The organism is Bacillus cereus ATCC 14579 (genome assembly GCF_000007825.1).
Taxonomy (GTDB): domain Bacteria; phylum Bacillota; class Bacilli; order Bacillales; family Bacillaceae_G; genus Bacillus_A; species Bacillus_A cereus.
This window is the reverse complement of the sequence record NC_004722.1, coordinates 742,648-756,668: the sequence shown is the minus strand read 5'-3', so window position 1 is coordinate 756,668 and position 14,021 is coordinate 742,648. Positions and strand designations below refer to the sequence as shown.

Genomic DNA, 14,021 nt, shown 5'->3' with positions numbered 1-14,021 from the left:
AAAATTATTCGTAAACAGAAAGGATGTTTATATGTTTAACCTTTCAAAACATAAAACTTCTATTAAAACTGAAATTATGGCAGGTATTATTACCTTCTTAACAATGGCATATATCATTGTCGTAAACCCTGTTATCCTTGGAGATGCAGGTGTTCCATTTGAACAAGCATTTACAGCAACAATTATCGCTGCTGTTGTCGGAACATTATTTATGGCAATCTTTACAAACTTACCAATCGCAATCGCGCCAGGTATGGGATTAAATGCTTACTTCTCTTACTCTGTTGTAAAAGCGCATGAAGGCATGACTTTCGCAATTGCATTCTCTGCTGTATTCGTAGCAGGTATGATTTTAATTTTGCTATCATTTACATCTTTCCGTACAAAATTAATGGAAGCAATTCCTGAAAACTTAAAACATGCAATTACTGCTGGTATCGGGCTATTTATCGCCTTTATCGGTTTACGTTTAACAGGTATCGTTACAAAAAATGATGCAAACTTAGTTGGACTTGGTGATCTTCACTCTGCTCCAGTACTACTAGCATTAGCTGGACTTGGAATTACAATTGTCCTTATGTCTTTAAATGTAAATGGCGCACTATTTATCGGGATGCTATTAACTGGTATTATCGCTTTCTTCACGGGACAATTATCATTCTCAAACGGTGTTACATCAATGCCTGGTTTACCAGAAGGAATTATCGTTTCAAATCCAATTACTGCTGTATCTGACGTAATTAACTACGGATTATACGGCGTTGTATTCTCATTCTTCCTTGTTACACTATTCGATACAACAGGTACATTACTTGGCGTTGCACAACAAGGTGGATTTATGAAAGACGGAAAGCTTCCAAAAGCAGGACGAGCTCTTCTATCTGACTCATTCTCAGCAACTATTGGTTCTATGTTCGGAACGACACCATCAACAGCTTACATTGAATCATCTGCTGGTGTTGCAGCTGGTGGTCGTACTGGTTTAACAACTGTTACAGTAGCGGTTCTATTCGCACTAGCAGCATTCTTCGGCCCATTAGTAAGTGCTGTTTCTGGTGTATCAGCTATTACTGCACCATCATTAATTATCGTTGGTAGTCTTATGATGGGTTCAGTTCGCCACATCGATTGGGACGCATTTGATGAAGCATTCCCAGCATTCTTAGTAATCTTAAGCATGCCACTTACATCAAGTATCGCAACAGGTATCGCACTTGGATTTATTTCATACCCACTTATGAAAGTGGCAAAAGGTAAATTCCGTGCTGTTCACCCACTTGTATATGTATTTGGAATTTTGTTTGCTTATCAATTGATATTCTTACCACATTAAAATCCCTCTTCCTGAGGGATTTTTTTATAAATACTGTTTGACAATACCATTCGTTTGTGGAATAATTCAAAATAGTTAAATATCGGATGTCTTATCAAGAGCAGGTGGAGGGATGAGCCCTACGAAGCCCGGCAACCGACCCATTTATGGGCACGGTGCTAATTCTTACAACACATTGTGTTGAAAGATAAGAGTAATATGATAAGGCGTCTTTTCTATATGAAAAGGCGTTTTTTATTTTCACTCCCTCCCCTCTCTTTTTAGTTTAGGAGGGATTTTTTTATGAAAAAATTATGTTCCATCGTACTTATTTTTCTCTTATTTACATTAGCAGCTTGTACAAATGAACAAGATACTATCTCTTCACAAAAGCAACAAACTGTGAGAAAGGCGACTACAACGGTAGAAAATCAATTACAAACAGAAATTCCAAGCCAAATGAAGAAGCCATTAAAAATCGCATTAATTATGCAAATGTCCATCGGAACTTTTTCCTCTCAATATATTGAGGGTGTCAAAAAACAAGTTGAGCTATTTGGCGGCAGTGTACAAGTCTACAATTCTGATAACGATTTAGCAAAAATGGCTGCAAATTTAGATACTGCTATTAATTCAAAAGTGGATGGTATTTTAATTGATCATGGCCGTTCTGAAGCACTAAAACCTGGAGTAGAAAAAGCGTTACAAGCGAACATTCCCGTAGTTGCGTTCGATAACGATCTACGCTTGCCAGGTGTGACAATTATTGATCAAGATGACTATAGTCTTGCATGGAAATCATTAAAAACGTTAGCGGAAGATTTGAATGGACAAGGAAATATCGCAGTTGTATGGGTCGGCGGATTTGCTCCAATGGAACGTCGCAATGTTATCATTGATGCTTTTTATAAACGGTATCCAAATATAAAAGAAGTCGCAAGATTCGGTACTGCTAGTAATAACACGCCACTCGATACACAAACACAAGTAGAAGCTTTACTAAAGAAATATCCGAAAAAAGGCGATTTACAAGCTATTTTCGCTTCGTGGGATGAGTTTGCTAAAGGGACTGTTAAAGCACTTGAACAAGCTGGTCGTACAGATATAAAAGTATATGGCATTGACTTAAGTAATGAGGATTTACAACTCATGCAAAAAGAAAACTCACCTTGGACTGCTACAGCTGCAACTGATCCAGCTGAAGTAGGTAAGGTTCAAGTACGATTTTTATACAAAAAAATTGCTGGTGAACAAACGCCAGATATTTATTCACTAGAACCTTATTTAGTAAAGAAAAATAGTTTACCAAAAGAAAATATAACAATGGATCAGTTATCAAAATATATAAACGGTTGGGGAGACTCAAAAGATGCATATTCCCCTTGGATGAAAAAATTAGAGAAGGAGAAAAAATGATGACGTTCTCTCTTCAAAACATTACACATTCTTATCATGTCGCTACACCTGTTCTAGAAGATGTTTCTATTCATATTCAAAAAGGAAAAGTACACGCTTTACTAGGCATGAACGGTGCAGGAAAAAGTACTTTACTAAAAATAGCAACTGGTGAAATTCAACCAGTTGTTGGCGATATAAAAATTGATACTCAGTCTGTTTCCTTTACTTCACCGCGCGATGCAAAAAAGCATGGCATTTCTTTCGTAACACAAGAAGTAGATCACGGACTTATTCCCGGATTATCTGTATTAGAAAATGTACTAATCGATCATTTAGCAATGCAAAATAAAGTACTATTTTCAAAGTCCAAATTAGTCGCACTTGCTAAACAACATTTGCAAACTGTACAGGTAAATTTAAATGTTTCGGAAGATGTTTCAAACTGTTCATTACATGAAAAACAATTACTTCTTATCGCAAGAGCTTTATCTAACAATACAAATTACCTTTTATTAGATGAACCTACTTCTTCTCTTGGACCAAAAGAAGTTGAAACCTTTGGGAAACTATTAAAAGATTTAACATCAAAAGGAATTGGCATCCTTTTAGTTTCTCATCGTTTATCAGAGATTCGAAATTTCGCGGATGATGTAACTGTATTACATAACGGTCAAGTTGCCCTTTCTGAAACCATTACAACGATTACAGATCAACAAATTGTGGAAGCGATGACTGGAAAACAACTTACACTTCCTATTAATACAGCACCAAAAACCGGGAGCGAGGAACTATTTAAAGTACAAGAGCTTCTATTACACGAAGGTCATTCTCCCCTTTCTCTTACAATACGAAAAGGAGAAACTGTTGTGATATACGGATTAATTGGAAGTGGAAAAACAACACTTGCTGAAACGTTATTTGGTGCTCTTCATACTTATCACGCAGAAATAGCCGGTCAAAAACTAACGATTAAAACACCACGAGATGCGATTAAAGCGAAAATCGCACTTGTACCAGAAGAAAGAAGAAAACAAGGCGTATTTCTTTCGGAAGATATTATAAGTCACACAAATTTACATCAATCAGGTTGGAAACGAAAACAAACCGAATTAAATGATGCTACTACAGCAATTTCTTCTTTCGGTATTTCACCAAATGACCCAAAGGCACTTATTCATTCACTTAGCGGTGGAAACCAACAAAAAGTCTCAATTGCAAAGTGGAGTGGATTCAAACCTAATCTATTTCTTTTAGACGAGCCAACTAAAGGTGTAGACATCGCTGCGAAACAAGACATTTTTCAATTCATTCGCAACATTACAGAAAACGGAAGTTCCGTAATTTATTTCACAGGAGAACAAGATGAAGCGTTGCATATCGCTGATCGCATTCTTATACTGGCAAACGGAGAATTTGTAGGTGAATACTTACCAAGCGAACTATCTCCTGAACAGCTTTTACATTTATCTGAAGGGAGCTATTCCATTGAATCTCGTTCATAAAACGAAAACTAAGAAACTATATTTACCTACTCATCTTTTTTATCAATTTAGTACAATTGCTATTATTATAGGTGTTACAATTTTTTTCTCTATCGTCAATGATTCTTTTTTAACATATAACAATATTAGTGATATTTTACGCTCTATCTCCATCGTAACGTTACTTGCAATCGGCGTTACCTTTACATTGATTGTAGATGGGTTTGATTTATCAGTCGGCTCTACCGCTAGTTTAGCAACAATTGCAGCTGCTTCTTGTCTCGTTTTATATCGACAAGAACTATTAGTTACACTCCTTGTTCCTATTCTTTGCGGATTATTAGTTGGATTATTAAATGCACTACTCGTTATCCGAATTAAACTACCTGATTTACTAGCTACATTAAGTATCATGTATATCGTCAATGGACTACACTTAACATTTTCAAAAGGATCTTCAATTTATGAAGGAATGTCCGGTGCAACAGGACATTTTATTCCATCTTTTTTATTTATCGGTCAAGGTTCCGTCTTAGGAATTCCAGTCCCTGTCATTATCATGCTTACTGTCGTTTTAATTGCACATCTATTTTTAGAAAAAACAACGTACGGTCGTTTCTTTTATATGACTGGTGGGAATCGAGAAGCTGCTAGATTAGCCGGTATTCCTACTGATCGTTACCGTGTATATGCTTATATGATTAGTGGTTTACTAGCTTCTATTGGCGGCATTATTCTATGCAGCCGCGTTGGAACAGGACAAGTTTCAGCTGGTGCTCCATTATTAATGGATGCAGTCGCAGCTGCCTATATCGGTTACGCAATGTTCGGTGCCAAGAAACCAAATATAGTCGGAACATTCCTCGGCTCGGTATTAATTGGAATTATATTAAATGGACTCACAATGATGAACGTCCCTTATTATGCACAAGATATTATTAAAGGCAGCATTTTAATTACAGCTTTAGCCTTTTCATTTATTAAAAAGAAGCGTAAATAAAAAGTAGAGCATCGAATTCGATGCTCTACTTTCCCTTTGCAACAATCACACGAACTACTTTCAAAACAAGAAGTAAAAGACCGTTCACTATCGCTGCAACCCCTAAAGAGACCGATATCATCAGCTCTCCCATTCCATTATTCAATACAAACATAGCAGAAGAAATGAAAGCCAAAATAAACAATACTAACGTTGGTATATATTTAATAACAGGCTTCTTATATGACTTTTGTGAAAGAAGAAACGTAATTACCAACGTCATAATGAAAACAAAATATACTACAAATAAGAAAATCACACGAAAGCCTCCACGATTACTAAACTATGAAAAAGATAACAGCAATTAAAAATTATTAATATTTCTCATTCATCTGTAATTCTTTACTATACTTTTGAATGGAAACTGACGAAACAACCATTACCATTCCTACACTAAATCCAATAAGCTGATCCAGTAGCATCTCATCATGTATGAGCCAGCGAAGTAGAAATACCCCTCCAAAAATAAGCATTGCAGTAAATCCGGTATGCCTAAGTCCTTTATATACATTTTCCATATGTATCACCTCTTCACATAACATTATCCATATTATACCATACAACCATCAAGTAACCTTATCGTCCTCTGACAATATGCAGCTACCTTTTGATCATGTGTAACAACTAGCACTGTTTTTCCTTCTTTATTAATCTCTTGTAAAATACTCATAATTTTTTCCCCATTTTCTTGATCAAGAGCACCAGTCGGTTCATCAGCAAGTATAATTTTTGTATCTTGTGCTAAAGCCCTTGCTATTGCTGTTCTTTGCTGTTCTCCTCCTGATAACTCGTAAGGATATTTGTTAATATGCCTCTCAAGCCCTACCATTTTCAGCATTTCTTTTGATATTTGCATACGTTTCTTATGAGAAATTCTTCTATATACAAGTGGAAGCATTACATTTTCAATAATCGTATAATCATCGAGTAGCGAAAAGTTTTGAAACACAAATCCAACTTCCGTGTTTCTATACTTATGATAGTTTTGCTTTAATGTACTCGTATCCATTCCATCTAAAAAATACTTTCCAGCAGAGGGGCTATCGATTAAGCCAATAATGTTAAGGAGAGTAGACTTCCCCGAACCAGAGGGGCCCATAATGGCTATCATTTCGCCTTTTTCTATTGTAAGATTAATATCTTTTAAAGCACTAAAATTATTCTTTCCAAAGCCCTTAGCCACATTTGCGAGCTGAATCATCTATAACACCTCTTTCATATATGTATTTTTTATTTTTAGTACATTGAAATAAATGATTGCATATATAACGAGGATCATTACAAGTGATAAAGCACCTATAACAACCAATGATTCTATAGAGACTTTTAACGTTCCAAAGAAAGATACTATACTATTTTCTAGCCCTTTCTGAATTTCAATTACTCCGCTATTCTCCCATTGAAAATACATTATTCCTATACATATCGCTAAAACGAATAGCAACATATACTCAATAATAAATGGAAGACATATTTGAAAAGTGCTTGCACCTAACGCTGATTTAATAGAAATATTTTTACGTTCCATATAAAGTGCTGCCATTGATGTCAATACAATAGATAGAAATGAAAAAAATAAGACTGTACCGCTTAATAATAAGGGGTATGACATATTATCAATACCTTGTTTTTCATTTTCTAACAATTTATTCGGATTTGTAACATAATACGAATAACCCTTACCTTCCGTTACCTTTAATACTTTCTTTTGAAATTCATTTATATTTATCTGCTCCTTTGTTTCTATAATTAACCCATTGTATAAAAGTTCTACACTATAGAACTCTATTTCTTCTGTTCCAATTGGTAAAATCGCCATGTCATCTAATAATGTAATACGATTATCCGATATTTCACCACTTCGAGGATATGTAAATGGTGAATTTTTTTCTAAAAAGCCAATTACTTTTAGCTTCATTTTTCCAGATGGTATAACATCACCAATAGATACCTCTTTCTATATAATTAGCCCCTAATATAACAGGTCTAATATCAAATACTGATTTATGAAATTCCGATTCCTCAAAATATCTTCCTTGTGAAATTCGTATATGAAAGTACTTATTAATATCTTTATCAACAATAAGAGTCTTTATCGTTCCATTTTCTTTTTTTAAACTAAGTGAATAGTTACGGAACAAATAATTTGTTTTATTTGTTATTGGTATCGTATTAGATAACCCTTGCATGAAATGTTGATAATCACTTTTTGCTTTTTCTTCGCTAAACAATGTTATATCTTGCGTCGCATAAAGTTCATAAAAATTTTTATGAGTCGATAAATTATTTGCTACCGTCATCATTTTTCGATATCCCGAAAGATTACTAACAAATTCTATTGCTGAAGAAAATGCAATAATTAAAGAAATTACTATAATCAAACTTGGTAACAACCGTTTTTTCACAGACCGTATAGAATCAAATATAAAAAACATGAAGACCTCCTACGTTCTTAAATGTTTTCCGGGATATATATTTATAATGTGCTTGATTGGAATTACAGTAACAAACATTGTAAGAAAAATTATAAAAACAATATTACATACCAATACATATGGTGTTAACGGTTTTAATAAGTATGTCTGAAAATACGTATGAATTGTTCCAGAAAACATTTCTAACACCAGAAAAACCAACAGCATCGCCACTAGAGAAATAAACAAAATTTGAATATATAGTTCGCAGTAAATAGATATATTAGAAGCACCTACTGCTTTTTTTAATGAAATCTCTCTTTCTTTTTTATAAATCCAAAATAAAACCGCAGAAATGCCAGAAACAATTGCAACAAGAATGAATTTATAATAATACTTATTTGCTGGATCTATATGTGTCACATGTAGTTCCTGAAGATCTCGTTCATTCAGTATTTGAACATCTCCCGAAAGCACTTCTTTACTCCTATCCATAAACTTTTTTATTTCGTTATGAATAGATGATGTAGGATTAACAACTGTTAATTGTAATTGTTTACTCGCGATAATACCTTTTTTAGATATAGTAGGTAAGTTTTGAAGTGGAACGTATATACCTGCTACACCGACGTCACTGTCTTTTCTTGATATAGTTCCTATTTTTTTATATGTATCATCAAATTCATATAACTCCTCTACATTCGTTTGATCGCCAACAACCATATTGTTTACATTTTCACGATGAAAATATTGTCCTTCAGAAATATATGGCTTCCAATAATAATCATCTTTTAAGTTCACAGCTATAATCTTTGTTGCCCCTGAACTATTTAATGCTTTTAAATGCTCTACATAAATATCACTTTTAACAAAAATATCTTGTATGAAAGGAATTATCTCTTCCAATTCAGTTGCATTCGCTATCGGAACAGTTAAAATTTGATTCTTCTCTGGAAAACCGATTTGAAAAGCAGATATAAAGTTTCGTTTAGATTCTGTTAAAAGTGCGGCTATTGATATAGAAAGAAAAGAAATAAAAAATGACATAAGGAGAATTAAGAAAAACAGTTTATTACTTTTTATATTTTTAAAAGCTAGGTACATGTCTGTGCTCCTTTTAAATAAGAAGGAGATGATGAACATCCCCTTCTCCTTATCCAAATATTTATAAAGACAACTGTTTAATGCTTTTTACCACTGTAATCGTAAGTTACCGTTACTATCAAAAGTACCTTTGTGTGTATCTTCTTGATAGTCATTATTCTCATTTGCATAATGCTCCGAGTATAGTCCTTTTGCACCAAAGGCGTTATATGCACCATTACTCACAGTTGCGTTTAATGCTCTTCCAGATTCATGGGACCCTAATTTGTCTGAAGCGCTTTCAATATATGAATTATTTCCATTTGATTTAATAAAAGAAATTGCTACTGAACAACGAGATGCATTTTGATTCGTAGTAGTTTGAGCTCTATAAGATAGTAGGTTACCGCTTTTGTGACCGCTTAGAGTTGGATAGAATGCACTTGTTGAGATTGATGTTGCTAATAATACTAAAGTCGTAATTGAAAAAACTTTTCCTTTCATTAACAATCACCTCATAAATTTAATATTTTAGTAGCGCTACATCATCATAATATCCTTCAAATAAATTCTCCTCAACAAGAAACCCCGATGTTTTACAAACTCTTTAAACACTTAAACATTCATACATTTTTAAAAAGTAACGTATAAGTAGCAATATAAAAAGGCTGCAGAGAAATTCTTCTCCACAGCCTAATATTTATTTTTGCAAGAACGCCTGCAAATCTGCAAATTGCCTCTTTGCATCTTCATAGCCTTGCTCGTATAAATTTTGTAGTTTTGCTGTATCTTTTTCCATACGATCTACTTGAAGCGGCACTTCTGGGCGAATAACAAATAAATTGCCAGCTTGTTCTTCTTTTTCAATATAGTGAAGTGTTTCATTATACACTTCATAACGATTCAGCATCGTGTTAACAAGGTTCGGATATTTTTTATAAGCTTTCGCTGCAATCCATCCAAACTTTGATTTTTTCTTCGCGTAGCCATGATTTCTCGTTAAAATAACGACTGATTTTTTAAATCCATCCTCTTGCGCTTTACGAACTGGAATTGGATCAGAAATCCCGCCATCTAACAGTTGTTTACCGCGGTAATTTACTACTGGTGCAATGAAAGGCAATGAACTAGACGCTTGTAATAAATTTAGCGCATCATCATTCGTTCCTTCTTTTTCAAAATAAACAGATTGCCCTGTTTCACAATCCGTCGTTCCTACAAGGAAACGTTCCGGGCTATTAAAGTATGTTTCAAAATCAAACGGCACATGCTTTTCTGGAATTTCGTGGAAAATGAAATCCATATCAAATAGCTGACGTTTTCTCCATAAGTTTTTATACGATAAATATTTCGGATGTGATGCATAATCAATATTGACCGTTTTATTTCTATTTCTTTGTCTGGAAAGATACGACGCTGCATGACAAGCACCAGCTGATACACCGATTACATATGGAAAATATAAATCTTGTTCCATAAAGTATTCTAATATCCCGCCCGTGTATACACCACGCATACCGCCGCCTTCTAATACTAACCCCGTATTTTCAAGCATGTTACTCTCTCCTCTATATATATTGACTCTTTAATTATTCACCATGTTAAGTATCTTTTTCTATTATATATGAGTTCTTTCAGAAATTATATTTAAAAGACTTGAGAAAAAGGAGTTTTTTCTTCCAATTATATTTCCAAATGACCGGAGACATCCTTTATAAACCTTTGAATAAAGTCTTGCTCTTCTTTCGTATATCCATCTAAAAGTAACAACCACTTTTCTTCAGCTTGCTTATGCAATTTTTCATGAGCTTTATATATTTCATTCCCACTCTCCGTTAAGCTGAAGAAGATTTCTTTTTGATTATCTAACATTTGCAGCTTCTCAACGAATTGCTTTTGAAACAACTTTGTGCAAATTTTAGAGATTGCTCCCTTCGTCATGCCCATTTCTGTCGTAATTGCCGTTACATTCATCAAACCATTTTTTCCGATACATTCGATTACATGTAACTCAGATAAAGACATACTACTTACACCTGTCTCACGAAGAAACTTCTCGTTTTGTCGTTTTAAATGTTCTTCTTTTTTATGCAAAAGTGTACGAATGTCCGACAGTATTTCCATTTGCTTCGTTGTATGCTTCAATCCGTTCGCCTCCTAAGTTTCCAAAGAAACAATTTAACTATATACCATTTTAAAATTATTTTTTCATCTTTACAAGTGAGAAAATCATGTTAAAATAAATTTAGTTTCCAAGGAAACCAAAATACAAGGAGGTTAACAAGATGAAAAAATCTAAACTAACTTTCATTTTATATGTTGTCTGTATTAGTGCCTTACTCGGTTCCTTCGCTCAAAATATTTACACACCTATCTTACCGATGATTCAAAATTCTTTTCACACTTCTCTTTATCTTGTAAATGTAACAGTTTCACTTTTCACATTCGTTCTTGCAATTATGCAGCTCGTATATGGACCTTTAATTGATACAAAAGGGAGAAAATCTGTCCTTATCCCTAGTTTAGTCATTAGTACAATTGGTTCAATCGGATGTGCCTTTTCGGCAAACATTTATTTATTTCTCTTTTTTAGAGCTGTTCAAGCTATAGGAATAGCGGCTATACCTGTAGTTTCAGCAACGATTATCGGCGATTTATTTGAAGGAAAAGAACGCGGAGAAGCGATGAGCCTATACCAAATGTTACTTGCCCTCGCACCTGCAATGGCTCCTCTCATAGGTGGTTATCTTGGCAGTATAAATGGTCACTTATCTGTATTTCTCTTTTTATCTACACTTGGCATTATCTTATTAATTATAAACATTTCACTACTCCCAGAAACAAAGCCAAATATAATTAAACAATCTAAAGCACAAAAGAATTACTCTCTTATCTTAAAAAATAAAACTGGATTTTCTATTACTCTTATTGGCTTCATTCAATTTTGTATTTACTTTTGCTTTCTCGTTTTTTTACCGAGTATTTTAACAAATTCATTTCATTTAACTGTAGATAAAATTGGTCTTATGTTTGTACCAATGTCTCTTTCTATCATGCTAGGAAGTTTTTGCTACAAGTTTTTGCAAAAACGCCTCACAACAAAGCAAGCTTTATTTATTACGAGTTTCTTCAATGTTATATGTGTCGTTTTATTCTCTTTCACATATAACATCAATATCCCATTCATCATTATCGTTACATCTTTGTACGGTTTTAGTATGGGACTTTCTATGCCAACTCACACTACTTTATTAACAGAAGAATTCGTACAAGAACGCGCAACAGCTATCGGTATGTACAACTTCATCCGCTATCTTGGTATGGGCACAGGGCCACTTATAGGTGGATTTCTTTTATTTAACCAAAATTACTTTTGGATTTTCTTCCTAGGCGCAATTATATTTTTACTTGTAATCTTATATACAATGAAAATGCTAAGTTTTCATTCTGTACAAAAAGCAAAATAGAGCCCCAAAAAAGGTCGGCTCTATTTTACCCTCTTTGATCCGCAACAATATGAATATCAATATACTTTGTTTGTCTCATAATTTCATTTACAATAGAACCTTTTCGAATTTCTTCCCACCGCGTTCTCGCTGATTGCCCAAGTAAAATTTGTGTTACTTGCAATCTTTTCGCGACTTCAATAATAACATCCGCTGGCTTTCTTCCCTTTGCTTCTTCTAATACAAAACTCGCATCAAATTGATTCGTGAGCGTCTTCCACTCTTCAATTGTTTGTTTTTTACCAGCTGAAAGAGAGTCTATATTTTCTCTTTCAACATTTAATACATACAATTCAGCATTTAACCGATCAGCCATGCGCCATCCCCGTCTTATTAATTTCTCCGCTGTTGAACTGTATTGTACACAAACAAGAATTTTTTCTTTTACGCCAATTGGTTCTATTACTGTTTGGCTAATTTTCTCGTCCATATCATCGGCCACCTCGCGAAGTGATAATTCCCTAAGTGCTCCTAAATTATTAAGCGTAAAGAAATTTTGTAAGCTTTGCTGAATTTTTTCTTCTTTATATATCTTTCCGTCTATTAACCTCTTCCGAAGTACTTCCGGTGTTGCATCAACGAGCTGAATTTCATTTGCTTTTTGTAAAATAAAATCTGGAACTCGTTCTCTTACTTTTACATTCGTAATTTGAGCTACAATATCATGAACACTTTCTAAATGTTGAATATTAAAAGCTGATAATACCGATATACCAGCCTCTAACAATTCCTGCACATCCATATAACGTTTTTTATGCTTAGAACCAGGAACATTACTATGCGCAAGTTCATCCACTACGACTACTTGCGGCGCGCGTTTTTTTATTCCTTCCACATCAAGCTCATAAAATACCTTTCCTTTATACTGTATTTCTTTCAAAGGAACTTTTTCTAAATCAGCAATTGCTTCTTCCGTCTCTTTTCTTCCATGCGTTTCAATTAAACCAATTACAATATCAATTCCATCTTTTTTCATTTCCCTTGCATCAAAGAGCATTTTATAACTTTTTCCTACGCCTGGAGCTGCTCCTACATATAACTTTAACTTTCCGCGATTTTGCTGACGAATATATTCTAAATATTCCTCTGGCGTTCGCCTTTGAAACTTCGGTTCATAATCATCTGCATACAAAATAAACACTACCTTTCATTCGAAACAACGCTACCTCAATCCGTTAGATTGAGGTAGCACTGTTACTATTTCATTAATTCCTGTAATGCCAAATTTAGCTTTAAGACGTTTACGCGGGTCTCTCCAAATAAACCAAGCGCAGCACCTTCTGTTTGATCTTTAATCAATTGATTAAGTTTTTCTTTCGGAATATCCGTTAATTTCGATATGCGATCCACCTGCACAGAAGCTGCCTTCGGACTAATATCAGGATCAAGCCCTGAACCTGAATTTGTCACTAAATCTATCGGTACTTCTGTAACTGGAACGCTCGGATTTTGTTTCTTCCACTCTTCAATACTTTTCTCTACTCGTTTCTCTAAATCTGGATTAGATGGTGCATAGTTATTTGAACCAGATGCTTCAGCCTTATATTCAATACTAGAAACACGCCCTTGAAAATAACGTGGATCCGTGAAGTTTTGCCCGATTAATTTAGAACCAATCACTTCATTTTTATCATTATATATTAGACTTCCATCCGCATTATCCTTCATCACGGCTTGTGCAATACCAGTAACAATAAGCGGGTATACAAGTCCGCACAACACTAGAAATGTAAAAGTAATACGGATAATTGGTGATAGTATACTTTGTTTCTTCTCCATCTTTTTCCC

At 34.3% G+C, this 14,021-nt stretch carries 14 protein-coding genes, 1 pseudogene and 1 riboswitch; of the genes and pseudogenes, 5 read left to right on the top strand and 10 right to left on the bottom strand.

Annotated features, from left to right (window positions below; translation table 11 throughout):
- Nucleotides 1-31: 31 nt before the first annotated feature.
- The 4 genes from BC_RS03875 (at nucleotide 32) to BC_RS03860 (ending at nucleotide 5,191) form a co-directional block, all read left to right on the top strand.
- Nucleotides 32-1,333, top strand: a complete 1,302-nt coding sequence (locus tag BC_RS03875; RefSeq protein WP_000482713.1) for an NCS2 family permease — start codon at nucleotides 32-34, stop codon at nucleotides 1,331-1,333.
- Nucleotides 1,334-1,421: 88 nt separating this feature from the next.
- Nucleotides 1,422-1,527, top strand: a riboswitch (SAM riboswitch).
- Nucleotides 1,528-1,615: 88 nt separating this feature from the next.
- Nucleotides 1,616-2,728, top strand: a complete 1,113-nt coding sequence (locus BC_RS03870) for a sugar ABC transporter substrate-binding protein (protein ID WP_000732065.1) — start codon at nucleotides 1,616-1,618, stop codon at nucleotides 2,726-2,728.
- On the top strand, nucleotides 2,725-4,212 hold the full coding sequence (locus tag BC_RS03865; protein WP_002164630.1) for a sugar ABC transporter ATP-binding protein: 1,488 nt from the start codon (nucleotides 2,725-2,727) through the stop codon (nucleotides 4,210-4,212). The genes BC_RS03870 and BC_RS03865 overlap by 4 nt, the downstream gene beginning before the upstream one ends.
- The gene (locus BC_RS03860) at nucleotides 4,196-5,191 is read left to right on the top strand and encodes an ABC transporter permease (RefSeq protein WP_001054980.1); all 996 of its coding nucleotides are present in this window, start codon (nucleotides 4,196-4,198) and stop codon (nucleotides 5,189-5,191) included. Before BC_RS03865 ends, BC_RS03860 begins: the two co-directional genes overlap by 17 nt.
- Before the next feature lie 25 nt (nucleotides 5,192-5,216).
- Here BC_RS03860 and BC_RS03855 read toward each other — a convergent pair whose 3' ends face one another.
- The 8 genes and pseudogenes from BC_RS03855 to BC_RS03820 all read right to left on the bottom strand — a co-directional run bounded on the left by BC_RS03855 (nucleotide 5,217) and on the right by BC_RS03820 (nucleotide 10,872).
- On the bottom strand, nucleotides 5,217-5,489 hold the full coding sequence (locus BC_RS03855; RefSeq protein ID WP_000576483.1) for a hypothetical protein: 273 nt from the start codon (nucleotides 5,487-5,489) through the stop codon (nucleotides 5,217-5,219).
- Nucleotides 5,490-5,544: 55 nt separating this feature from the next.
- Nucleotides 5,545-5,772, bottom strand: a complete 228-nt coding sequence (locus BC_RS03850; RefSeq protein ID WP_002195168.1) for a hypothetical protein — start codon at nucleotides 5,770-5,772, stop codon at nucleotides 5,545-5,547.
- Nucleotides 5,773-5,780: 8 nt separating this feature from the next.
- Complete coding sequence (locus BC_RS03845) at nucleotides 5,781-6,431, bottom strand: ABC transporter ATP-binding protein (RefSeq protein WP_000615281.1); 651 nt, start codon at nucleotides 6,429-6,431, stop codon at nucleotides 5,781-5,783.
- Nucleotides 6,432-7,665: pseudogene (locus BC_RS03840) on the bottom strand (ABC transporter permease).
- Between the two features lie 9 nt (nucleotides 7,666-7,674).
- Nucleotides 7,675-8,748, bottom strand: a complete 1,074-nt coding sequence (locus BC_RS03835; RefSeq protein WP_000280225.1) for an ABC transporter permease — start codon at nucleotides 8,746-8,748, stop codon at nucleotides 7,675-7,677.
- A gap of 87 nt (nucleotides 8,749-8,835) precedes the next feature.
- A complete protein-coding gene (locus BC_RS03830) occupies nucleotides 8,836-9,231 on the bottom strand; it encodes a hypothetical protein (RefSeq protein ID WP_000676983.1) in 396 nt (131 codons plus the stop codon).
- A gap of 196 nt (nucleotides 9,232-9,427) precedes the next feature.
- The gene (locus BC_RS03825) at nucleotides 9,428-10,282 is read right to left on the bottom strand and encodes a patatin-like phospholipase family protein (protein WP_000892675.1); all 855 of its coding nucleotides are present in this window, start codon (nucleotides 10,280-10,282) and stop codon (nucleotides 9,428-9,430) included.
- 128 nt (nucleotides 10,283-10,410) lie between these two features.
- Nucleotides 10,411-10,872: a MarR family transcriptional regulator gene (locus tag BC_RS03820; RefSeq protein WP_000683326.1), complete on the bottom strand. Its 462-nt coding sequence runs from the start codon at nucleotides 10,870-10,872 to the stop codon at nucleotides 10,411-10,413.
- Nucleotides 10,873-11,012: 140 nt separating this feature from the next.
- Here BC_RS03820 and BC_RS03815 point away from each other — a divergent pair, with 140 nt between their 5' ends.
- On the top strand, nucleotides 11,013-12,194 hold the full coding sequence (locus tag BC_RS03815) for an MFS transporter (RefSeq protein ID WP_000748725.1): 1,182 nt from the start codon (nucleotides 11,013-11,015) through the stop codon (nucleotides 12,192-12,194).
- A gap of 25 nt (nucleotides 12,195-12,219) precedes the next feature.
- Here BC_RS03815 and kdpDN read toward each other — a convergent pair whose 3' ends face one another.
- Together kdpDN and kdpC are read right to left on the bottom strand one after the other, a co-directional pair.
- Complete coding sequence (kdpDN, locus tag BC_RS03810; protein WP_002195165.1) at nucleotides 12,220-13,374, bottom strand: KdpD-like non-kinase potassium sensor; 1,155 nt, start codon at nucleotides 13,372-13,374, stop codon at nucleotides 12,220-12,222.
- 56 nt (nucleotides 13,375-13,430) lie between these two features.
- A complete protein-coding gene (gene kdpC, locus BC_RS03805; RefSeq protein WP_000412605.1) occupies nucleotides 13,431-14,012 on the bottom strand; it encodes a K(+)-transporting ATPase subunit C in 582 nt (193 codons plus the stop codon).
- Nucleotides 14,013-14,021: the final 9 nt, after the last annotated feature.

Bases quoted from the DNA above. Each gene is read 5' to 3' on its own strand.
- BC_RS03870 (WP_000732065.1), top strand. From the start codon at position 1,616: ATGAAAAAATTATGTTCCATCGTACTTATTTTTCTCTTATTTACATTA.
- BC_RS03865 (WP_002164630.1), top strand. From the start codon at position 2,725: ATGATGACGTTCTCTCTTCAAAACATTACACATTCTTATCATGTCGCT.
- BC_RS03825 (WP_000892675.1), bottom strand. From the start codon at position 10,282: ATGCTTGAAAATACGGGGTTAGTATTAGAAGGCGGCGGTATGCGTGGT.
- BC_RS03875 (WP_000482713.1), top strand. From the start codon at position 32: ATGTTTAACCTTTCAAAACATAAAACTTCTATTAAAACTGAAATTATG.
- BC_RS03830 (WP_000676983.1), bottom strand. From the start codon at position 9,231: ATGAAAGGAAAAGTTTTTTCAATTACGACTTTAGTATTATTAGCAACA.
- BC_RS03845 (WP_000615281.1), bottom strand. From the start codon at position 6,431: ATGATTCAGCTCGCAAATGTGGCTAAGGGCTTTGGAAAGAATAATTTT.
- BC_RS03835 (WP_000280225.1), bottom strand. From the start codon at position 8,748: ATGTACCTAGCTTTTAAAAATATAAAAAGTAATAAACTGTTTTTCTTA.
- kdpC (WP_000412605.1), bottom strand. From the start codon at position 14,012: ATGGAGAAGAAACAAAGTATACTATCACCAATTATCCGTATTACTTTT.
- BC_RS03815 (WP_000748725.1), top strand. From the start codon at position 11,013: ATGAAAAAATCTAAACTAACTTTCATTTTATATGTTGTCTGTATTAGT.
- BC_RS03850 (WP_002195168.1), bottom strand. From the start codon at position 5,772: ATGTTATGTGAAGAGGTGATACATATGGAAAATGTATATAAAGGACTT.